The sequence below is a fragment of the Candidatus Accumulibacter propinquus genome (assembly GCF_056856495.1).
Genome location: NZ_JBSEHC010000004.1, coordinates 201,185 through 223,587 on the forward strand (window position 1 = coordinate 201,185; position 22,403 = coordinate 223,587).

The window sequence follows — 22,403 nt, forward strand, 5'->3', positions numbered from 1 at the left end:
CGCGCGTCCGCGGTCGGCGCGTGCGATACCCGGGCCATGGTCACGCACGCTGCAGCAGTCACTGCGCCGTCAGCGGGCGATGCTCAGATACCACCTCCACCGGCGGAACGCCGTGCTGCAGGGCATTGTCGATCAGGTTGTCGAGCAGGCGCTGGAGGTTTCCAGCGCTGATCGCCACCTGGCAGTCGGCGGCGACCCCGCCGACGGTCAACTCGATGGGTCGCCCGAGTTCGCGCTGCCGGGCAATCTCTTCGTACAGAATCGCTGCGATAGGGATCGACGCCTTGACCATTGCGAACTCTTCGCTACGCAGGAAAGCCAGGCATTGGCCGACGATGCGCTCCATGTCGTCAACGTCACGCACCAGTCCGGCGCGGTCGGCATCGCTTTCGAGCAGCGCCAGGCGCAGACGCAAACGGGTCAGGGGGGCTCGCAGATCGTGCGTCAGCCCGGCGAGCATCTCGCGTCGCTCGGCCGCCGCGCTGGCCAACTGCCCAAGCATCGTGTTGTGGCGTTCGGCCAGTCGCCGCACCTCGCGTGGACCTTCAGGCGTCGCCGTGCGCGCCAGCCCGTCGCCGGTCGCCGCGACGGCTTCGCTCGAGGCGTGCCAGCGGACCCACGATGCCGCGCACGAACAGGCCGGCGATCAGCAGCACGGCCGCCAGCATCGCCGGCGAGGCCCAGCCACAGGTCCGAGGGCAGTGCCTGGGGTTCGAAGCGCGGCGGTGGCAACACCAGCCACCACCGCTCGCTGCCGGCCATGAAGCCGATCCACAGGCCGCTGCGCTGCTCCGGACCGCCGTGCCGGAGCAGCACCGGTTCGGCCGAGGCGCTCGGCAAGTTCGTTGGCAAGGCGGTGGGCAAAGGGAAACTGTGGCTGATGCCGTGGCACGCTGTTGCCGTCCGGCGCGCACCTGCAGACCCTGCTCGCCGGCGTCGGCGGCGCTCGAGGATATGCCTGGCTTCGTCGTCCAGTCCCGGCAGGACGATCTGCAACAGGTGCACCTGGCCGGCGAGCAGTTGCACGGTCTGATTGAGGTGCGAGTTGCGGCGAAAGTGCCCGATCAGGGAAAAAGTGGCGACCTCGGTGACGGCAATCACCGCGATCACCAGCAGCACGGTGCGGCTGGCCAGGGATGAGGGCAGGAGTCTCATCGTCATGCCGGGCAGTCACCTGCCGCGTCCGGGACAAAGACATAGCCGATCCCCCACACCGTCTGCAGATAACGCGGGTGTGCCGTGATCCGCCTCGATCAGGCGGCGCAGGCGGTGGATCTGGACGTCGATGGCGCGGTCGAAGGCTTCAGTGGTCTCGCCGCGCGTCAATTCGAGCAGCCGCTCGCGCTTCATCGGCCGATTGGCGTTGGCGACCAAGGCGTTCAGCAAGGCGAATTCGCCGCTGGTCAGCCCCACCACCTGACCGTTCCTTTCGACAACTGGCGCGCTAGCCGCGGTCGAAAAGCCAGTTGCCGAAACGGGTTACGCCCCCCGCGGGATCCGGCGCGGCCGGCGGGCGTGCGCCGCGGCGCAGCACGGCCTCGATGCGGGCGACCAGTTCGCGGGGGTCGAAAGGCTTGCCGACGTAGTCGTCGGCACCGGTCTCCAGGCCAATCACCCGGTCGACGGTTTCGTCGCGTGCGGTCAGCATGATGATCGGTCGCGTCTCGCCGCGCGCGCGCAGGCGGCGGCAGGCGGCGAGACCGTCTTCGCCGGGAAGCATCAGGTCGAGCACCAGCAGTTGTGGCTGGTAGCGTTCGAGAAAGGCATCGAGCTGGCGGGTATCGGGCAACAGCAGCGTGTCGAAGCCATGCCGGCCGAGATAGGTGGCGAGCAACTGGCGCAGCTCGGGATCGTCGTCAACAAGCAGGATTTTCTTCATGGCCTTGGTCGATCGGGTAACGGTCATCATTCTATGTCGTCGGCAGCGCCTGCCTGGCGGGCGGAAACAATTTGCAATCGCGGAACCGGTCTGGCGAAATCTTTTGCAATCGGGCCAGCGGCAGAATGAGTGCATCGCGAGAGAGCAAGCTCTGGTCGCGATCGATCAACCTCAACCAAGGAGTCCTGGCATGAAAACGAATTTCTCTCCCCGTATTCTCGTTGCGGCACTGGTGCTGGCGCTTGGCGCCGGCGGCACGGCGCTGGCGATGAGTCCCGAACACTGCGGCGCCGCTGGTGGCAGAATGGAACAGCGCATGGGGTATCACCTGCAGGAGATGTCACGCCTGCATGGGGACCTCAAGCTCGATGCCAGGCAGGAAGCGCTCTGGCAGGACGCGGAACAGTTCAGCCGGTCAAGTATGCGCGATCGCGGCGATCAGATGCGCAAGCAGCGTGCAGAAGTCCTGGCCAGCGTCAGCCAGCCGGGAGCAGACTTGCGCGCGGTGGTGAAGCAGATGGACGAACTCAAGGATGCCGGCCGCCAGCAGCATGCCGCCAGTCGCGACCGCTGGCTGGCGGTGTACGACAGCCTCGACGCGCCGCAGAAGGAGAAGGCGCGACTGTTCATCAAGGGCAAACTCGAACATATGCCGCAGGGCGGCCGATTCGGTCGCGACGCACCTGCCCGCAACTGAGCGGCGGAAGGTCCCGACAGTTCCTGCCCATTCGGAAACGCCCACCGGAAGATAGCCCATCAGCGACCGATGGCGGCGCGCACCGGTGACCGCCCACCGGTTTGCTTGTGGGCGGCGGTGCGCGCCGCTAGACTTCACTTTCGGCAGCAGGCCGCACCTTGCACCTGGCCGCAGCCAGCAAAGTCCCGGCGCCATTCGTTACGCACTGGCGTCGAGTGGCGAGTGACGACTGACTGGTGACCATCGACAGCGGGGGAGGGCAGGCGGATGTGGTTTATCGGGGCCGTAGTGGGGGCGCTTCTCGCCTCGGAAATCCATTCCGCGCTGTGGATCGTCGGAGCCTTGCTGGGGGCAATGCTCGGCTGGGGCCTGGGCCGTCGCGCACGGCAGGAAGCCGACGATCGCTTCCGGGCCATCGACCAACGCCTGCGTCGGCTTGAAGCTGCGCTGGAAGATCTGCAGCCGGTTTCGCCCTTGCCGGGGCGCGTGCCGGAGCAGGACTACCCGGCGGTGCCCGTACCGCACGTCGCGGCAGTGGCGGCCAGTCAGGCGCCGGGGGCTGTTCCCGAAGGGGATCACCTGCCCTCCGGCGTGCTGCCAGTGACGATACCGAAAGCACACGAACGACCACGGACGGAACCCGCCGGGGAAGTCGCCAAGCCCGTCGCGGCGCGGCCTGCAACGCCGCCGCAGCGGCCGTCGCCGATCCGGGAGTGGCTGGTCAACGGCAACATGGTCGCTCGTGCCGGCATCGTGATCCTCTTCTTCGGGGTTGCTTTCCTGCTGAAGTATAGCTACGCGCACATCCAGGTTCCGATCGAACTGCGGCTGGCGGCGGTAGCGCTGGGTGCGGGCGTGTTGCTGGGCATTGGCTGGCGACTGCGGCGCCGCCGCGAAGCCTACGCCCTCGCACTGCAGGGCGGTGGCGTCGGTCTCCTCTACCTCACCATCTTCGGGGCGTTGCGGCTGTTCGGGTTGCTGCAGCCCGCACCGGCGTTCGCCCTGCTGCTGGCGGTGGTGGCGCTCTCGGCGGTGCTGGCGGTGCTGCAGGATTCGCTGGCTCTGGCGGTGCTCGGGGCCGCCGGCGGTTTCCTGGCGCCGATCCTCGCTTCGAGCGGAGCGGGCAGTCATGTGGCCTTGTTCGGCTACTACGCGTTGCTCAATGCCGGCATCCTGGCGATTGCCTGGTTCAAAGCCTGGCGGGTGCTCAACGTGCTCGGCTTTGCATTCACTTTCGGCATTGCGACGGTGTGGGGAGGGCTCAACTACCGACCCGAGGTGTATGCGACGACGCAGCCGTTTCTGGTCCTGTTCTTCCTGATGTACGTGGCCATCGCGGTCCTCTTCTCCCGCCGCGCGGCCGGGACCGTCGAGCGCCACCTGGATACCACACTGGTCTTCGGCGTGCCGCTGGTCGCCTTCGGTCTGCAGGTGGGGCTGGTGCAGGAAATCGCGTACGGCTCGGCGTACAGCGCGCTCGCGCTCGGCGCCTTTTACCTGCTGCTCGCCCGCAGCATGTGGGCGCGCCGGGGCCAGGACCGGCGTCTGCTGGTGGAAGCCTTTCTTGCACTCGGCACGGTGTTCGCGACGCTGGCCATCCCGCTCGCCTTTGACGGTCGCTGGACGTCGGCAGCGTGGGCTCTCGAGGGCGCGGCGATGGTCTGGGTCGGTGTGCGGCAGCAACGCCTGCCGGTGCGATTGTTCGGCATCCTGTTGCAGTTGCTTGCCGGAGTCTTCTTTATGGCCGACCTGGGGGCGCCTGCCGGCGACTGGCCGGTGGTAAACAGCGTGTGCCTGGGCGCGCTGCTGTTGGCGGTCGCGGGCCTGTTCTGCGCGTGGCTGTTGCAGCGGCCTGGGCAGGCGCTGCACCCGGTGGAGCGCTGGCTGGCGTATCTGCTGTTGGGCTGGGGGGTGATCTGGTGGGGGCTTGGCGGCCTGCACGAGATCGATCGGCGCGTGCGTTACCTCCTGCAGGGCAACGTCGCCCTGGCCTTCTTCACCGCTTCCTGTCTTTCTTTCGGCTGGCTTGCGCGACGCCTGGCCTGGCCCATGGCACGGTATCCGGCGCTGGCCTTGTTGCCGTTGATGGTGCTGGTCGCGATGGCCAGTGCCGACCATGACGCGCATCCCTTCGCCCACAGTGGCTACCTGGTCTGGCCGCTGGCCTTTGCCGGACAGCTTTTCCTGCTGCGCCGGCACGAAGCACCCGCCAGCCGCTACCTGGAGTGGCAGCACGCGGTCGGCCTGTGGCTGTTCGCGGCGCTTGGAGCCTGGGAAGCAAGTTGGGCGATCGATTCCTGGGTCGCCGGAAGAGCGGCCTGGCCGCTGATCGCCTGGGCACTGTTCCCGGCAGCGCTGCTGACCCTGCTGGCGCTCCGTGGCGAGCGCCTGCGCTGGCCGGTGGCGGCGCACCTCGCCAGTTATCTGGTCGGTGGTGCAACGCCGCTGGCCATTTTCCTGGCGTTCTGGTTCCTCCTCGCCAACCTGGTCTCTGACGGCAATCCCTGGCCGCTACCCTACCTGCCGTTGCTGAATCCGCTGGATCTGGCGCAGGCCGGGGCCGTGCTGGCGGTCGCCACCTGGTTTCTCGAAGTCCGTCGTCGCGGCCTGCCGCCGCTCGCCGCGGTGCCGCTGTCGCTGGCCTGGAGCATCGCCGCCGCTGCTGCCTTCGTCTGGGCCAACGCCGCCTTGCTACGCACGCTGCACCACTGGGCCGGCGTGCCTATGCATCTGACGCTGATGCTTCGCTCGGACCTGGTGCAGGCGGCGCTGTCACTGTTCTGGACGCTGCTCGCCCTCGGCGCGATGGTCGCCGGGACCCGGCGTGCATCACGTCCGCTATGGCTGCTTGGCGCCGGGCTGATGGCAGTGGTGGTCGGCAAACTGTTCCTGGTGGACCTGTCGAACATCGGCACCGTCGAACGCATCGTGTCCTTTCTTGGGGTCGGCGTGTTGATGCTGGTGATCGGCTACCTGGCGCCGGTGCCGCCGAAGGAAGGAGAGCGGGCGTGAGAAGATGCGTTCGCGCCTGGCTGCTGTGCCTGTGGGCCGTTGCTGCGCTTGCCGAGGGCCCCGCCGATTTTGCTTTTGGCATCCCGATCGAAACCCGTGGCCCGCAGGCGCTGTTTCAGCTTGAGTTGCCACAGACGGTGTACGAGGGCGTGCTGCGCGCCGACCTCGCCGACCTGCGGGTGTTCAACGCCGCCGGCGAACCCGTGCCGCACGCATTTCTGCCCCGCGCCACCGCCACGCACGAGAAACGACAGTCTCTGCGGCTGCCGTACTTTGCGCTCCGCGGCGACGCCGTCGCCGGCGTCGAGGGCCTCGAAGTGCGCATCGAGCGCGGCGCCGGGCGCGCCGTGGTGACGATGAACGGTCGCCAGCAGGTGCCGGCGCGGGCCGACACGTTGCTTGGTTACCTGGTCGATGCCAGCTCGCTGCAGCAGCCGCTGCGCGGCTTGGGCCTGGAACTGCCCTCCGGCCTCGACGACGTGGTGATGCGCGTGCGCGTCGAGGCGAGTGATGACCTCGCACGCTGGACGACACTGGTGGCGGACGCGCCGGTGCTGCGACTGCAGGCGGGTGGGCAGCAGCTGGAACAACTGCGACTGGAGTTTCCGCCGCGCCAGGCCAGGTACCTGCGGCTGTCGTGGCCGGGGTCGCCGCGCCCGCTGCCATTGGCAGGCCTGATCGGCGAACCGGGCGACGTGCTGGTCGAGGCGCCGCGGCTGTGGAAACAGGTGGCCGCGATGGCTCCGCCGGATAAACCGGGGGAATACGTCTTTGACCTCGGCGGCCAGTTTCCGGCGGACCGTCTGCGGCTGCTCCTGCCGCAGCCCAATACCGTGGCCGCGGTCGAAATCCTCTCCCGCCCACGGACCAACGCCGCATGGCAGCGCGTCCTGCTGACCACGGCGTATCGCCTGGGGCAGGGCAGCCAGAAGACGGTCAATCCGGATCTCGCGGTGGCGACGGTGAGCGATCGCCACTGGCTGCTGCGCGTCGATCAGCGCGGCGGTGGGCTCGGTGTGGGCATGCCCCAACTGGCCGTGGGCTGGGTGCCGCAGCGGTTGGTTTTCGCTGCTCGCGGCGACGCGCCGTTTCTGCTCGCCTATGGAAGCAGTCGCGCAGCTCTCGCCGCCTACCCGATCGCGACTTTGTTGCCGGGCTACCGAAGTGACGATACGGAGCAGCCGGGTAATTTTCCGCTTGGCAGCGCCAGCACCGGTCGCGTCCAGACCCTGGCGGGCGAGAGCGCTAGCCGCGAAGCGATCGACTGGAAGCGATGGACGCTGTGGGCCAGCCTGGTGCTTGGCGTCGCACTGCTGGCATGGATGGCCTGGCGGCTTGCCCGACAACTCGCCGCGGCGCGGCCTCCCGACGCGGGGTCGGATGACACCTGAGACGCGCCGGTACCCGCGCGAGGTTCAGGCGCAGACCTGCTCGCTCAGTGGGGCCTGCAGCTGCAAGCCATTGCGCAGTTCCAGGCCGTGCTGGCCGGCGCACGACCGCTGGAGTTGCAGGCGCCCATCGACATGCGAGGCGAGGAGGGCGAAGTCGAAGCGATCAGGCTGCGCGCAGAGATCGAGATCACCCGCAGGCAGATTGGGGTTGTTGCCGGCCTGAAAGCGGCGACCGAAATCCGAGTTGCGCACCCGTGCGGCATACTTTTCGGGATCGGGATCCTGGCCGCGCAGCAGCGCCTCCAGATAATCCGCGCAGGCCACGTCCTCGTCGCCGTCGCGATCGACCCATTCGCCGGTGATCACGAAGCACACTTCCTCCGGTTGCAACGCCAGCAGCGCCTTCGCCGTGGCCCGGCCGAGGACCAGGCTGCCCGCGAACAGCGCCCGCGCACGCCGAAAGCGGGTCAGCCCGCGCACTCCGGCAGCAGTCGTCTGAATCAGCGGCCGACCGACCAGGTTGGCGTTCTGCACGGCCGATGGCGAGTTACCGAAATCGAAACCGGGTATCGGGTCACCGCCCCCGACGGCGCCGGTGGTCGCCGCATCCGGCACGCGCCGCAGCAGGCGGAACGCTCCAGCGATCGTTTCTACCGGGTAGATGGTGCTGGCGCCGGCGGCGAAAGCGTAGGCTGCGGTCGTAAATGAACGCAGCACATCGATCACTACCACGGCATCCACGGGCTCGTGTGCCGGATCCAGGCGGTTCAGGAAAAGGCGGCGGGTGCGCATGGTGTGGGCTAAGTCCTTGTGTAATTGGTGAATCGATTCAGGCAGGCGAGTATCACCGATCTCTGCCGCCTGGTCAAACGGCTTGCAAGGGCATGGGTCCCAAGTCGCCAGCTCATCCTTGCGGACGCGGTTCAGGCAGCGCCGGGGTAGCCGATCTGGCGCCACGCTTCATAAACGCTTACCGCGACAGCATTGGACAGGTTGATGCTGCGATTGCCGGGGACCATCGGCAGACGCAGGCGCTGCTCGGGAGCAAACTCGGCGAGGATTGCCGGTGGCAGCCCGCCGGTTTCGCAACCGAAGACCAGCACGTCGCCGGCCTGGAAAGCGGCCTCGGCCGGCCAGCGCCGCCCTTTGGTGGTCAGTGCAAAACGTCGTCCATGTGTCGACAGTTCAGCCAGCGCCGCGCAGCAGCGTGCCCAGTCGGCATGAACCCGCACCGGCGTGAGCTCGGCATAGTCCATGCCCGCACGGCGAAGGCGGGACTCGCTGAGTTCGAAGCCGAGCGGTTCGACGAGGTGCAGCCGCGCTCCGGTATTGGCGCACAGCCGAATGACGTTGCCGGTATTGGGCGGAATTTCCGGATGTACCAGAACGACCTCGAACACTTGTCAGCCTAATAAAGGGGTTACGATCAGAGTACTGGCGCATTATCGTCGATGGCCGCAGAAATGCCGAGGACGCCGTCAGGCGTCCTCGTCTTGCGGTGTGGAGCCCAGGCTTGCGCGATGTCGCCCGGCAGGCCTGGGCTCCAGCCTATGCGGCTCGGCTTTCGCTTCCCGCGGCGGCGCGGCTTTCCAGACGATTGATGCCGTTCACCAACGACCTGATCGACGCGGTGACGATGTTCTCGTCGATTCCGACACCGTAGGATTCGCCGCCGCTGCCCGGGCGCAGCAGTTCGAGGAAGGCGCAAGCGCTGGCGTCGCTGCCTTTGCCGCGCGCCGCCAGCGAGCGCTCTTCATAGCTGCGCACCTGCACGGCAACGCCGAGATGGCGCAGTGCGTGCACCGCCGCGTCGATTGGACCATTGCCTTCGCCGGCCAGCAAATGCACCCGGCCATCGATCTCGACACTGAGGCGGATGCCCTGAGCGCTGCCATGTTCGAAGAGATGGTGCTCGACATAGCGCACTGGCTGGTCGTTGTCGAGATAGGTCCGCGCAAACAACTGCCAGATTTCCGCAGCGCTCATTTCGCCGCCATGGTTGTCGGTGTGTGCCTGCACCACGCGCGAGAACTCGACCTGCAGGCGGCGCGGCAGGACGACGCCGTATTCGGACTCAAGCAGATAGGCAATTCCGCCTTTGCCCGACTGGCTGTTGACGCGAATCACCGAATCGTAGCTGCGGCCGACGTCGGCCGGATCGATCGGCAGGTAGGGAACTTGCCAGAGGCCGTCCGGCGGTTGCACGGCAAAGCCTTTCTTGATCGCATCCTGATGCGAGCCCGAGAAAGCGGTGAATACGAGGTCGCCGACATAGGGATGGCGCGGATGTACCGGCAGCCGGTTGCAGTACTCGACGCTGCGCGCCACAGCGTTGATGTCCGAGAAATCGAGGCCCGGCGCGACGCCCTGGGTGTAGAGATTGAGCGCGAGCGTCACCAGATCCACATTGCCGGTGCGCTCACCGTTGCCGAACAGGCAGCCCTCGACGCGTTCGGCGCCGGCCATCATCGCCAGTTCGGCGGCGGCGACCGCCGTGCCCCGGTCGTTGTGCGGGTGCACGCTGAGGATGACGCTGTCGCGGCGCGCGAGATGGCGGTGCATCCACTCGATCTGGTCCGCGTAGACGTTGGGCGTCGTCACCTCGACCGTCGTCGGCAGGTTGAGGATGACCTGCCGGTTCGGTGTCGCGCCCCAGGCGGCGGTCACTGCATCGCAAACCTCAAGGGCGAAGTCGAGCTCGGTGGCGGTAAAGGTTTCCGGGCTGTATTCGAGTACCCACTCCGTTTCCGGACGCTCGGCCACCAACTGCCGCAGCAGACTAACCGCCGCAACGGCCATGTCCACCACCTCGGCCTTGCTCATCCCGAAGACGGTGTCTCGAAAAGGCTTCGACGTGGCGTTGTAGACATGCACGATGGCCCGGCGTGCACCCTGGAGGGCGTCGATGGTCCGGCGGATCAGGTGCTCACGAGCCTGCGTCAGCACTTCGATGGTGACGTCGTCGGGGACGTGGTCGCCCTCGATGAGCAGGCGGACGAAGTCGAAGTCGGTTTGCGAGGCGGACGGGAAGGCGACCTCGATCTCCTTGAAACCGATCTCGCAGAGCGTTTGGAACATGCGCATCTTGCGCTCGGCGTTCATGGGTTCGAAAAGCGCCTGGTTGCCGTCGCGCAGATCGGTGCTCATCCAGATCGGTGGCGCGGTGAGCGTGCGACCCGGCCATTGCCGATCGGCGAGTTGGACCGCCGGGAAGGGCGTGTATTTGAGGGAGGGATTGTTCAACATGATCGCAGGCTCCTGAGGGTTGGGTAGCAGTGGATGACTGGCCCCATGCTACGCACAATGGCCCCGCAGGTGCTTGCGATTTTTAGCCTAATAATGTCCCTGAACGGCAGATTATTGTGAAGAAATGCTTAATGAGTTGGATGTCTGCCGGATTGATGAATTTTTGGGCAATATCAGACAGTGCCGGCAAACACCTTGCAGAAACGCAACTCTTCGGGGTAGGGGAAGAAATCCTCGAAATGCCCGGCGCGGATCTTGTCCTGCGTGTGCTTCCAGAAATTTACGCTGAGCAGCGCGCGATGGTACTTGAGGAAGGCCGAGCGCACCTTTGGGGAACCGAGCAGGAAACTGGCAAACTCCTCCGGGAAAACGTCGTGCCTGCCGACCGAGTACCATGGTTCTCCGGACATTTCCATTTCCGGGTACGGCGCTTCGGGGATGACCCGGAAGTTGGTGTCGGTCATGTATTCGATCTCGTCGTAATCGTAGAACACGACGCGGTTGTATCGGGTCACGCCGAAGTTTTTCCAGAGCATGTCGCCGGGGAAGATGTTGGCGCTTGCCAGTTCCTTGATGGCGTTGCCGTACTCGAGTACGGCATGGTCGATCTGTTCGGGTGTCGCCGTGTCGAGATAGATGTTGAGTGGCGTCAGGCGGCGTTCGATGTAGAGGTGCTTGATCACCAGGTCTTCACCTTCTTCTTCCAGAAGGGAAGGAGCCAGGTTGCGCAAGGCGGCGAGGAGATCGGCCGAAAAGCGCTTCCTGGGGAGCGCGACATGCGAAAACTCGAGCGTGTCGGCCATGCGTCCGACACGGTCGACCTGTTTCACCAGCAGGTACTTGCGTTTGACCGTTGCCCGGTCCATCTCCTTTGAAGCCCCGAAGACGTCCTTGATGAGTTTGAACACATAGGGGTACGACGGCAGCGTGAACACCAGCATGACCAGGCCGGCGATGCCCGGCGCAATGATGAACTGGTCTTCGGAGTGGCGCAGGTGTTGTTTCAGATCCCGGAAGAACAGCGTTTTGCCCTGTTTGCCGAGACCCAGCATGGTGTAGATCTCGGAAGGCGGTTTGTTCAGCATGATGCTGCGCAGAAAGTGCACATAGCCCGAAGGGACTTCCATATCGACCATGAAATACGCTCGCGACAGCGAGAACAGCACGCTGATCAGCCATCGATCGAGCAGGATCGTATCCAGGACCAGTTTGTTTTCCGGCGTGTGCAGGACGGCGATGGCGAATGGACACTCGAAGTGGCCGTTGATCGCCTTGCCGAAGATGTAGGCGCCCTTGTTGCGATAGAAGCCCGAGTGCAGAACCTGTATCTGCGCGTTGGCTTCCGCTTCTGGCCACTTGCCAAGCCGCAACTCGGCGGTGCACATGATGTAGTCGACATCGCGGTCGAGATCTTCGAAGGGCCGTTGCCAGTCGAAGTCGACGATGATCTGTTTGATCGTGTTGCGCAGACCATGCTGTGCCGGATAGTAACTCCGGTAGGTCGGCGGGTACGACTGGATGTACTCCGTCGACACTGCCGAGCGGGCAAAGATGTAGTTATTGTTGAAGTAGGTTCGGTGAAGGATTTTCGAGCACACCGAGTTGAAGAAAGTTTCCGCGAGTTCCGGTTGCTGATGGTTGATCAGATGCCCGATATAGAACAGCTTGAGCTGTTGCCAGGTGGCATCGTCGAGCGTCGCGGCACCGAAGTTGGCGCACAGCAACTCGGCGGTCTCCCTGACGCGGTCGTCGTAGGAACGGATGCGCTCGCGCACCGCGTCATGAACGCCCTTCCAGTCGGCAGCCTCGAAGAGCGCCTTGGCTTGCTGACCGTAGCGACGGATCAGCCGGTAGTGCCGGTTGAAACCGTCGATCATCGCTTCGGCAATGCGTTGAGCGAGCGCGTTTTCTACGCTGAAGATGTCCATGCGGCAGGGTTCCGTGGTGTGGCGTCGGAGGATTGTAGCATCGGCGCTGTTGCGTCGCATCACGCGGCGGCATGGCGCCGCAGGTCGGACGGCAACCGGGTTGACGGTCCGGAATATGCTGGCAGAGCACCCGAATTTGCGACATAATCACGAATGGTGCCGCAGGCGAGTCTGCTTCAGACAGATCCCTCGTGCCCATGTACGCAGCATCGTCCGATCTGCAGCTTCCGAGCCCCCGCAGCGAACTGCAAAGCGCCGGCGCCGGCACCAGAATCGGGTACCACCACACCACATTACACGGAGTTGGCATGAGCGCAAGTCTGATCAAAGTTCCCCAAGGCGGCCAGAAAATCATTCCAGGGCAAGCGGTCCCGGATAACCCGATCATCCCGTTCATCGAAGGCGACGGCATCGGCATCGACATTACGCCGGTGATGATCAAGGTCGTCGACGCAGCCGTTGCCAAGGCTTACGGAGGTGCCAAGCAGATTCACTGGATGGAAGTGTATGCCGGTGAAAAGTCCACCCAGATGTACGGTTCCGACGTGTGGTTGTCGGCCGAGACGCTCGATACGCTCAAGGAATACTCGGTGTCGATCAAGGGACCGATGACGACTCCGGTCGGTGGCGGCATCCGTTCGCTGAATGTGGCGCTGCGCCAGGAACTCGACCTTTATCAGTGCGTCCGCCCGATCCAGTACTTCCGTGGCGTTCCCTCGCCGCTGAAGGATCCCTCGAAGACCAATATGGTGATCTTCCGCGAGAATACCGAGGACATCTACGCCGGCATCGAATGGGAAGCCGGTTCCGAGGGCTGCAACAAGGTCGTCAAGTTTCTGCAGGAAGAGATGGGCGTCAAGAAGATTCGTTTCCCGGCAACCTCCGGCATCGGCATCAAGCCGATTTCCAAGGATGGTACCGAGCGCCTGGTACGTGCCGCCATCAAGTACGCGATCGCCAACAAGCGCCGCTCGGTGACTATTGTGCACAAGGGCAACATCATGAAATTCACCGAAGGCGCCTTCCGTGACTGGTCGTATGCGCTGGCCAAGAACGAATTCGGTGGGGTCGAGATCGACGGTGGTCCGTGGCTCAAACTGCCGAACGGCATCATCATCAAGGACTCGATCGCCGACGCCTTCCTGCAGCAGATCCTGCTGCGTCCGGCCGAATACGATGTGATCTGTACGACCAACCTCAACGGCGATTACATCTCCGATGCGCTGGCGGCGCAGGTCGGCGGTATTGGTATTGCCCCTGGCGCGAACATTTCCGACCAGTATGCCTGCTTCGAAGCCACGCACGGCACGGCGCCGAAGTATGCCGGGCTGGACAAGGTGAACCCCGGTTCGCTGATCCTCTCCGCCGAAATGATGCTGCGTCATCTGGGTTGGATCGAAGCCGCCGACCTGATCGTCACGGCAATGGAAGCGGCGATTGGCGACAAGGTGGTTACCTACGACTTCGCGCGCCTGATGGAAGGGGCGACCGAGGTGTCGTGCTCTGCTTTCGGCGACGCGATGATTGCCCGCATGTAGGCAAGGGCCACACCTGCCACACTGACAAGGCCCCCGCAAGGGGGCTTTGTGCTTTTTCCTCGGCGCGCGCGTCAGCGGTGCATCGGGTGCCACAGCAGGACGGATCTCCATTCCCATGACGACATTGAGCAAACCCCTGGCCGGATTGACGGTCATCGAACTCGGCAGCCTGATTGCCGGCCCTTTTGCCGCCCGCATTCTGGCGGAATTCGGCGCCGAGGTGATCAAGATCGAATCTCCCGACGGCGGCGACCCCCTGCGCAAATGGCGCAAGCTCTACGAAGGCACGTCGCTGTGGTGGTACGTACAGGCGCGCAACAAGAAATCGGTGACGGTGAATCTCAAGCATCCGGCCGGGCGCGAGATCGTCCATAAGCTCGTCAGCGGAGCCGACATCGTGGTCGAGAACTTTCGCCCCGGCGTGCTCGAGAAGCTTGGGCTGGGTTGGGAGACGCTGTCGGCGATCAACCCCGCTCTGGTCATGTTGCGTCTTTCCGGTTTCGGCCAGACCGGCCCGATGGCGCAGCAACCGGGTTTCGGCGCCATCGGCGAGTCGATGGGTGGCTTGCGCTATGTCACCGGTTTCCCGGATCGGCCACCGGTCAAGACCGGTATCTCGATCGGCGATTCGATCGCCGCGCTGTGGGGAGTGATTGGCACGCTGCTGGCCTTGCGTCACAAGGAACAGGCGGGTGGCCGGGGGCAGGTGGTCGATGTCGCCCTGTACGAGGCGGTCTTCGCGATGATGGAGTCGCTGATCCCGGAATTCGACGTTTTCGGCTTCGTGCGCGAGCGTACCGGCAACATCATGCCCGGTATCACTCCCTCCAATACGCACACCACCAGCGACGGCAAGCATGTCGCGATCGGCGGCAATGGCGACGCCATCTTCAGACGGCTGATGCTGGCCATCGGCCGCGAAGATCTGGCCGACGACGCGCAACTTGCCGACAACGCGGGGCGCGACACACGTCGCGATGAACTGTACGCCGCCATCGACGCCTGGACCGCTGTACATGCCGAAGGCGAGGTGCTGCGCATCCTGACTGCTGCCGACGTCCCGGTTTCGCGAGTGTTCTCTGCCGCCGACATGTTTGCCGATCCGCAGTATCTGGCCAGGCAGATGATCGAATCGGCCAAGCTGCCCGACGGCAAGGCGTTCAGGATCCCGGGAATCGTGCCGAAGCTGTCGGTCACTCCGGGCAGCACCGAATGGCTGGGCCCCGGACTCGGCGAACACACCGACGAAACCCTGCGGCGACTCGGCTATTCGGCGGCCGAGATCGCTGGTCTGCACGCTGCGGGAACAGTCTGAGAGTGGGCACATCAAACCCCGCAGGCCGTTGCGGTCCGCCTCTCGGTGCTGGGCCGCTGGCTACGCGGCCGCGGTACCGACACTGCTCCTGAGCTTTGCGGGTAGAATCAACACGTCTTCGAGAGGAACATTACCATGCGCTTTTCCGGTTCCGAGAGTTACGTTGCTACCGGCGATCTGACTCTGGCGGTCAACGCCGCGATCACCCTGCAACGCCCACTGTTGATCAAGGGTGAGCCGGGTACCGGCAAGACCATGCTGGCCGAGGAGGTCGCCGCTGCGCTTGGGCTGCCGCTGTTCGAGTGGCACATCAAGTCGACGACCAAGGCGCAGCAGGGGCTCTATGAATACGACGCCGTTTCGCGCCTGCGCGATTCGCAGCTTGGCGAGGCACGGGTTGCCGACATCGGCAGTTACATCGTCAAGGGTGTCCTCTGGCAGGCCTTCGAATGTGAAACGCCTTCGGTGGTGCTGATCGACGAAATCGACAAGGCCGACATCGAATTTCCCAACGATCTGCTGCGCGAACTCGATCGCATGGAGTTCTTCGTCTACGAAACCCGCCAGAAGGTTCGTGCCCGCCATCGGCCGGTGCTGTTCATCACCTCGAACAACGAGAAGGAACTGCCCGACGCCTTCCTGCGGCGCTGTTTTTTCCACTACATCAAGTTTCCCGACAAGGAGACGATGACCCGCATCGTCGATGTGCATTTCCCAGGCCTGAAGCCGACGTTGCTGCGCGAGGCGCTGGAGGTGTTCTTCCAACTGCGCGAAATTCCCGGCCTGAAGAAGAAGCCCTCGACGTCGGAGTTGCTCGACTGGCTCAAGCTGCTGCTTGCCGAGGACATTCCACCGGAAGCACTGCGCAGCAAGGACCAGAAGACGGCCATCCCGCCGTTGCACGGCGCCTTGTTGAAGAACGAGCAGGACGTTCATCTCTTCGAGCGCCTGATCTTCATGGCCCGCCACAACCGCTGACCGGCTGGGCAAGGCCGACGATGCTCATCGACTTCTTCCTGCATCTCAAGGCGAGCCGGCTGCCGGTATCGATCAAGGAGTTTCTCACCCTGCTCGAAGCACTGCAGAAGCACGTCATCGAACATAGTCTCGACGATTTCTACGTTCTGGCGCGCGCCATCCTGGTCAAGGACGAGACGCACTTCGACAAGTTCGACCGCGCGTTCGGCGAGTACTTCAAGGGGGTCGAGGCGCTGCCGGGTATGGAGGTGCTGATTCCGGAAGAATGGCTGCGGCAGGCAGTGAAGAAGCATCTCACCGACGCTGAACGGGAGAAGCTGGAAAAACTTGGCTGGGACCAGCTGATGGAGACTTTCCGGCAGCGCCTCGCCGAACAGAAGGAGCGTCACTCCGGCGGCAACAAGTGGATCGGTAGTGGCGGCAGTTCGCCGTTCGGTCATGGCGGGACGCACCCCGAGGGTATCCGCGTCGGTGGGCGGAGCGAAAACCGGTCGGCGGTCAAGGTCTGGGAGAAACGTGAATTCCGCAACCTGGACGACAGCGTCGAGCTGGGCACGCGCAACATCAAGGTCGCCCTGCGTCGCCTGCGCCGCTTTGCCCGTGAAGGGGCCGCCGAGGAACTCGATCTCGAAGGCACCATCGCCGGTACCGCCCGCAACGCCGGCTGGCTCGATCTGCAACTGCGGCCGGAGCGTCACAATGCCGTCAAGGTGCTGCTTTTCCTCGATATCGGCGGTTCGATGGACGATCACATCCGCGTCTGCGAGGAACTCTTCTCGGCCTGCCGCAGTGAATTCAAGCACCTCGAACACTATTACTTCCACAACTGTGTCTACGACTATCTGTGGCAGGATAACCGTCGTCGCCACAGCGAGCGCATTCCCACGCCGGAGGTGCTGCACAAGTACGGCAATGACTACAAGCTGATCCTTGTCGGCGACGCGTCGATGAGTCCCTACGAACTGGTGCAGCCGAACGGCAGTATCGAGTTCAACAACGCCGAACCCGGCGCGACCTGGTTGCGCCGTCTTGCCGAAACCTGGCCGCACACCATCTGGCTGAACCCGGAGTCGGAACATTCATGGCCCTACCGACAATCGACTTCGTTGATCCACAACCTGCTCGGCGGGCGCATGTTTCCGCTGACCCTCGACGGACTCGAGCGGGGAATGCGGTTGTTGAGCAAGTAGCGGGACTCCTCTGAAGGCAGGCAGCAGATTGCGTCCCTGCGCCGGGATCTGCCGCCATCGCGGGTGCTTCGGTAGTACACTCCGCACCTTTATGGAGCCCTACGCCAGATTCTGCTCTGGCGCTTCTGTGTTTGGCCGGCCTCGACGACGTGGTGTATTGCCGCCGCCGGGTGATGAAGTTGCAGCGATGCAAGGGACTCCGACACCATCGGCTGTGCATGGCCATGCGGCCGAGCCGGCCTGCTGGAGATATCAGCGTAATGAGTTACACCGCAGAATCGATCGCTGTCCTCAAGGGGCTGGAACCGGTACGCCATCGTCCGGGGATGTACACGCGTACCGATTGTCCCTTGCACATCATCCAGGAGGCCATCGACAATGCTGCCGATGAGGCCCTGGGCGGATATTGCAAGCGTATCGCGGTGACGCTCCACCGGGATCATTCGGTCACCGTTCAGGATGACGGGCGGGGCATTCCCGTGGAGATGCATCCGATCGAGAAGGTCCCGACCCTGGAGGTGGTGTTCACCCGACTGCACGCCGGCGGCAAGTTCAACAAGGATGATGGTGCTTCGGCGTACCGCTTTTCTGGTGGCTTGCACGGTGTCGGTGTCTCGGTGACCAATGCCTTGTCGACAAGGCTGGAGGTCGAGGTGGTTCGCGACGGCGCGCGGCATCAGATGGCTTTTGCCGGCGGTGCGGTCGTAGAACCGCTGCGCCGTGTCGGCGATGCGCCGAAAAAGGCGACCGGCACGCGTTTGCGCGCGTGGCCGGACCCGACCTTCTTCGATTCGCCGACGATTCCGCTGCCGCAGCTCGAACGTCTGTTGCGCAGCAAGGCGCTGCTGCTGCCCGGTCTGCAGGTTTCGCTGACCGTCGAGGACGGCGCGAGCAGCGAATGGTGCTTCGCCAAGGGCATGGTGCAGTATCTGAGCGAACAACTCGACGCGGAAATGGTTGCGCCGGTGTTCAGCAGCGAAAAGTACGTGGCGAAAGGCGACGAGACTTTTCCGTTTGGCTCGGGTGCGGCCTGGGCGATCTGCTGGACCGCCGAGGGTGCGCTGGCACGCGAATCGTACGTCAACCTGATCCCGACGACGGCCGGTGGCACGCACGAAGCCGGCCTGCGGCAAGCGACACTCGATGCCATCCGCAGCTTCGCCGAGCACCACGCCCTGTTGCCCAAGGGGGTGAAGCTGGCGGCTGAAGACGTTTTTGCGCGCGCCAGCTTCGTTCTCGCGGTGCGTATGCTCGATCCCTCCTTCCAGGGTCAGACCAAGGAGCGCTTGAACTCGCGTGACGCGGTCGCACTGGTCGTCCGCATGCTGCGCGACTCGCTGGAGTTGTGGCTCAACGAGCACCCCGAGGCGGCGAAGCGGATCACCGAACTGGCCATCCGCGCAGCGCAGGCGCGTACGCGGGCAGGTCAGAAGGTCGAGAAGCGCAAGCAGTCCGGGGTGGCGATCCTGCCGGGCAAGCTCTCCGATTGCCAGAGCGAGGACACCAGCCGCAACGAAATCTTCCTGGTCGAGGGCGACTCCGCCGGTGGTTCGGCGAAGTCGGGGCGCGACAAGGAATTGCAGGCGATCCTGCCGCTGCGCGGCAAGGTGCTGAATACCTGGGAGGTCGAAGCCGGCAGCCTGTTCGCCAACCGCGAAGTGCATGACATTGCGGTGGCGCTGGGTATCGATCCACACCAGGCGAGCGCCCCCGACGTGGTGCTGGCGAACCTGCGCTACGGCAAGGTGGTGATCATGACCGATGCCGACGTCGACGGCTCGCACATCCGCGTCCTGCTATGCACTCTTTTCTACCGGCATTTCCCGAAGTTGATCGCCAGCGGCCATCTCTACTTCGCGCAGCCACCGCTGTATCGTCTTGATGTTCCCGGCCAGGGCAAGACCCGTCCACCCCGCAAGATCTATGCGCTTGACAGCGCCGAACTCGAAGCGACCATCGATCGCCTGCGACTCGAAGGGGTCAAGCCGGAGGCCGTCTCGATTTCGCGATTCAAGGGTCTCGGCGAAATGAATCCCGAGCAGCTTTGGGAAACGACGATGTCGCCGGATACCCGCCGCCTGATGCGCATCCGCATGCCCGGCGTCGAGACGGCGCGCCCGGTGATGAACATGTTGATGGGCAAGAACGAGTCCGCCGGCCGGCGGGCGTGGATGGAAGAAAACGGCGCCCTGGTCGGCGCGGAGACTTGAAGGTGAGCCGCAAGTGAGGAAAGATTCGACCCCCGACCTGTTTGCCGACCTGCCGGCCGATGGCCAGTCGCCACCGGCCCCCCCAGCGCCTCCAGCGCCGCCGGCCGTGGAAGACGATGACAGCATTCTGCTGCACGACTCGGCGGCACGCGACTACCTGGAATACGCCATAGCGGTGGTCAAGGGTCGGGCGCTGCCGGATGTCAAGGACGGGCTGAAACCGGTGCAGCGTCGGGTTCTGTTCGCGATGCGTGAACTGGGGCTGTCGGCGACCGCCAAGCCGGTGAAGTCGGCGCGCGTCGTCGGTGACGTGATCGGCAAGTACCACCCACACGGCGACACTTCGGCCTATGACGCGATGGTGCGGGTGGCGCAGCCGTTCATGCTGCGCTATCCGCTGGTCGATGGGCAGGGGAATTTCGGCTCGCGTGACGGCGACAACGCGGCGGCGATGCGCTACACGGAAGCGCGCCTGACACCGATCGCCGAACTGTTGCTCGGCGAACTGGGTGAAGGCACCGTCGATTTTCAGCCGAATTACGACGGTTCCTTCGAGGAGCCGGCCTTCCTGCCGGCGCGGCTGCCGTTCCTGTTGCTCAACGGCGCTTCGGGTATTGCCGTGGGCATGGCCACCGAAATGCCCTCGCATAACCTGCGCGAGGTTGCCGCTGCGGCGATTCACATGATCGAGCATCCGCAATCCGGCGTCGGCGAGTTGATGCAGCATGTTCCGGGGCCGGATTATCCGGGGGGAGGGCAGATCATCTCTGCGCCCGGCGATATCGCCGCCGCGTATGGCAGTGGCCGCGGTAGCCTGCGCGTGCGTGCGCGCTACGAGATCGAGGAGATGGCGCGCGGTGCCTGGCAGGTGGTGTTCAAGGAGTTGCCGCCTGGCGTTTCGTCTGCCAGGGTGCTGTCCGAAATCGGCGCGTTGCTCAACCCGCAGCCCAAGGCCGGCAAGAAGACGATCGAGCAGCCGGCGGCGCAGCTCAAGGCGCTGATGGCCTCGCAGCTCGATCGGGCGCGCGACGAGTCGGGCAAGGACGACGATGTGCGTCTGGTCTTCGAACCGAGCAGTTCGCGCATCGATCGCAATGAGTTTGTGGCGCTGCTGCTGGCCCATACCAGCCTCGAAACCTCGGCGCCGATCAATCTGGTCGCGGTCGGCATCGACGGCCGGCCTTGCCAGAAATCGTTGGCCGAGTTGATCGGCGAGTGGTGCGTTTTCCGCATCCGGACCGTACACCGGCGTACCGAATACCGCCTGCAGAAGGCCGATGACCGCATCCACATTCTGGAAGGCCGGCACATCGTCTTCCTGAACATCGACGAAGTGATCCGCATCATCCGCGAATCGGATGACCCGAAAGCGGCGTTGATTGCGCGCTTCTCGCTGTCTGATCGGCAGGCGGAAGACATTCTCGAAATCCGCCTGCGTCAACTGGCCCGGCTCGAAGGGATCAGAATCGAGCAGGAACTGGCGAAACTGCGCGGCGAGCGTGAAGGACTGATCAAGCTCCTGGGTAGCGACGCGCTGCTGCGCCGGCAGGTGATCCGCGAAATCAGAGCCGATGCCGAGAAGCACGGCGACGCGCGCCGTACGATCATCAAGCCGGCGGCAATCGCGTCGCGCTCGGAGGTTGCAGCCGTCGCCGACGAGCCGGTCACGGTGATCATTTCAGAGAAGGGCTGGGCGCGTGTCAGGCAGGGGCACGGCCTGGACCTCTCGGGTGTTGTCTTCAAGGATGGTGACCGCGCCGGTTCGGCGCAGGAGTGTCGGTCCGTCGATTCGCTGGTCATCCTCTCGACTGAAGGCCGGGCGTTTACCGTGGCGGTCGCCAGCCTGCCGGACGGTCGCGGCATGGGTGCGCCGCTGTCATCGTTCGTCGACCTCGGCGCCGGGAAGATTGCGCACGTGCTGACCGGCTTGCCGGAGGAGCAACTGCTGGTTGCCAAGACCTCCGGTTACGGCTTCGTCTGTACCTACGCCGACCTGCTTTCGCGTCAGAAGGCGGGCAAGGCCTTTCTGAGCGTCGAGGACGGCGCGACCATCCTGCCGCCGGTGAGGCTTGCGGGCAAGGATCATCTGGCGGCATTATCGGAGGATGGTCGCCTGTTGATCTTTCCCCTGGAACAGATGAAACGCCTGTCGGCCGGCAAGGGGGTGCAGCTCATCGCGCTGCGCGAAGGTGAGTCGCTGCGCGCGGCGGTGGCTACCCTGGGGGCGCGGGTGACGATCAAGGGCACGGTCCGCAACCGGATCAAGACGCTGCTGTCCGAAGAGCGGCATTGCGGTTTGCGCGCCCGCCGTGGCTCACCGGTTGGACAACTCGGCAACGTGATGCTGGAAGCCTGTCCCGAGCCCTGATCTTTGGCAGGCTGTGCCGGGGCGTGGCGGTTCGCCATCAGGTGCTGCAAAGGAGAAAGAATTGGTGAAGATCAAGACGAACACGAGTGGGTACAGACAGGCCGGCGTGTGCGGGGTGCTGGCCCTGTGCAGCACGCTGGTGCTGGCAGAGCAGGTCGGATGTGTGACCACCGAGTGGAAGCTGGTGGGGGCCAATCACCGCGTCTGCGTCGAAAGTTTCCCCGACCCCAAAATACCGGGCATTACCTGCCATGTCAGTCAGGCCAGGACCGGTGGCGTCAGCGGCTCGTTCGGGCTGGCGCAGGACCCGTCGCAATTTTCGCTGGCCTGCAGGCAGACCGGACCGATCACACTGCCAGCGAAGCTCCCCAAGGAGGCGACGGTGTTTGCCGAAGACACTTCGATTCTGTTCAAGGAGACGCGTGTTGTCCGGATGTGGGACGAAGCCCACAAGACGCTGGTCTATCTCGCGATCAGCCGCAAGCTGGTCAATGGTGCGCCGGCAAACAGCATTTCGACGGTACCGGTAATGCCCTGGGGGGCGCCTTGATGTGCCGAAGACCAACGACTACCGTCCCGATCCGGAAGGTCCTGATGGTTCGGGAGGGCCTCCGATGAGCGGCCCAAGCTGGCCGCAGTTCTCCCCTCAAC

General features: G+C 64.3%; 16 protein-coding genes and 1 pseudogene. 10 read left to right on the forward strand and 7 right to left on the reverse strand.

What is annotated here, in order from left to right:
• Positions 1 to 58: 58 nt before the first annotated feature.
• From AC15MQ_RS16935 to AC15MQ_RS16945, 3 genes and pseudogenes are all read right to left on the reverse strand, one after another.
• A complete protein-coding gene (locus AC15MQ_RS16935) occupies positions 59 to 460 on the reverse strand; it encodes a hypothetical protein (protein WP_483080754.1) in 402 nt (133 codons plus the stop codon).
• Complete coding sequence (locus AC15MQ_RS16940; RefSeq protein ID WP_483080755.1) at positions 445 to 1,161, reverse strand: hypothetical protein; 717 nt, start codon at positions 1,159 to 1,161, stop codon at positions 445 to 447. The genes AC15MQ_RS16935 and AC15MQ_RS16940 overlap by 16 nt, the downstream gene beginning before the upstream one ends.
• Positions 1,158 to 1,879: pseudogene (locus AC15MQ_RS16945) on the reverse strand (response regulator). The gene AC15MQ_RS16940 and the pseudogene AC15MQ_RS16945 overlap by 4 nt, the downstream one beginning before the upstream one ends.
• Before the next feature lie 190 nt (positions 1,880 to 2,069).
• Between AC15MQ_RS16945 and AC15MQ_RS16950 the strand changes: the two are divergent.
• The 3 genes from AC15MQ_RS16950 (at position 2,070) to AC15MQ_RS16960 (ending at position 6,979) form a co-directional block, all read left to right on the forward strand.
• Positions 2,070 to 2,576, forward strand: a complete 507-nt coding sequence (locus AC15MQ_RS16950; RefSeq protein WP_483080756.1) for a periplasmic heavy metal sensor — start codon at positions 2,070 to 2,072, stop codon at positions 2,574 to 2,576.
• A 267-nt stretch (positions 2,577 to 2,843) separates the two neighbouring features.
• Positions 2,844 to 5,588, forward strand: a complete 2,745-nt coding sequence (locus tag AC15MQ_RS16955) for a DUF2339 domain-containing protein (RefSeq protein WP_483080757.1) — start codon at positions 2,844 to 2,846, stop codon at positions 5,586 to 5,588.
• The gene (locus tag AC15MQ_RS16960; RefSeq protein ID WP_483080758.1) at positions 5,585 to 6,979 is read left to right on the forward strand and encodes a DUF3999 domain-containing protein; all 1,395 of its coding nucleotides are present in this window, start codon (positions 5,585 to 5,587) and stop codon (positions 6,977 to 6,979) included. The genes AC15MQ_RS16955 and AC15MQ_RS16960 overlap by 4 nt, the downstream gene beginning before the upstream one ends.
• A gap of 24 nt (positions 6,980 to 7,003) precedes the next feature.
• Here AC15MQ_RS16960 and AC15MQ_RS16965 read toward each other — a convergent pair whose 3' ends face one another.
• From AC15MQ_RS16965 to aceK, 4 genes are all read right to left on the reverse strand, one after another.
• Positions 7,004 to 7,771, reverse strand: coding sequence for a 2-phosphosulfolactate phosphatase (locus AC15MQ_RS16965; protein WP_287670060.1), 768 nt, complete (start codon positions 7,769 to 7,771; stop codon positions 7,004 to 7,006).
• Between the two features lie 131 nt (positions 7,772 to 7,902).
• Positions 7,903 to 8,379, reverse strand: coding sequence for a tRNA (cytidine(34)-2'-O)-methyltransferase (locus AC15MQ_RS16970; protein WP_287670058.1), 477 nt, complete (start codon positions 8,377 to 8,379; stop codon positions 7,903 to 7,905).
• A 148-nt stretch (positions 8,380 to 8,527) separates the two neighbouring features.
• A complete protein-coding gene (leuA, locus tag AC15MQ_RS16975; protein WP_483080759.1) occupies positions 8,528 to 10,225 on the reverse strand; it encodes a 2-isopropylmalate synthase in 1,698 nt (565 codons plus the stop codon).
• A 173-nt stretch (positions 10,226 to 10,398) separates the two neighbouring features.
• A complete protein-coding gene (gene aceK / locus AC15MQ_RS16980; RefSeq protein ID WP_350497298.1) occupies positions 10,399 to 12,153 on the reverse strand; it encodes a bifunctional isocitrate dehydrogenase kinase/phosphatase in 1,755 nt (584 codons plus the stop codon).
• Positions 12,154 to 12,461: 308 nt separating this feature from the next.
• Between aceK and icd the strand changes: the two genes are divergently transcribed.
• The 7 genes from icd (at position 12,462) to AC15MQ_RS17015 (ending at position 22,302) form a co-directional block, all read left to right on the forward strand.
• Positions 12,462 to 13,691, forward strand: coding sequence for an NADP-dependent isocitrate dehydrogenase (gene icd, locus AC15MQ_RS16985; protein WP_287654436.1), 1,230 nt, complete (start codon positions 12,462 to 12,464; stop codon positions 13,689 to 13,691).
• A gap of 115 nt (positions 13,692 to 13,806) precedes the next feature.
• The gene (locus AC15MQ_RS16990; protein ID WP_287654437.1) at positions 13,807 to 15,006 is read left to right on the forward strand and encodes a CaiB/BaiF CoA transferase family protein; all 1,200 of its coding nucleotides are present in this window, start codon (positions 13,807 to 13,809) and stop codon (positions 15,004 to 15,006) included.
• A 135-nt stretch (positions 15,007 to 15,141) separates the two neighbouring features.
• Positions 15,142 to 15,984 (forward strand): AAA family ATPase, encoded by an 843-nt coding sequence (locus tag AC15MQ_RS16995; RefSeq protein ID WP_350497296.1) that lies wholly within the window; start codon positions 15,142 to 15,144, stop codon positions 15,982 to 15,984.
• A gap of 20 nt (positions 15,985 to 16,004) precedes the next feature.
• Positions 16,005 to 17,174, forward strand: a complete 1,170-nt coding sequence (locus AC15MQ_RS17000; protein ID WP_483080760.1) for a vWA domain-containing protein — start codon at positions 16,005 to 16,007, stop codon at positions 17,172 to 17,174.
• Between the two features lie 260 nt (positions 17,175 to 17,434).
• Positions 17,435 to 19,384, forward strand: a complete 1,950-nt coding sequence (locus tag AC15MQ_RS17005) for a DNA topoisomerase IV subunit B (RefSeq protein ID WP_483080761.1) — start codon at positions 17,435 to 17,437, stop codon at positions 19,382 to 19,384.
• Positions 19,385 to 19,397: 13 nt separating this feature from the next.
• Complete coding sequence (parC, locus tag AC15MQ_RS17010; RefSeq protein WP_483080762.1) at positions 19,398 to 21,752, forward strand: DNA topoisomerase IV subunit A; 2,355 nt, start codon at positions 19,398 to 19,400, stop codon at positions 21,750 to 21,752.
• 106 nt (positions 21,753 to 21,858) lie between these two features.
• Positions 21,859 to 22,302: a CreA family protein gene (locus AC15MQ_RS17015; RefSeq protein ID WP_287670179.1), complete on the forward strand. Its 444-nt coding sequence runs from the start codon at positions 21,859 to 21,861 to the stop codon at positions 22,300 to 22,302.
• The last annotated feature ends 101 nt before the right edge of the window (positions 22,303 to 22,403 follow it).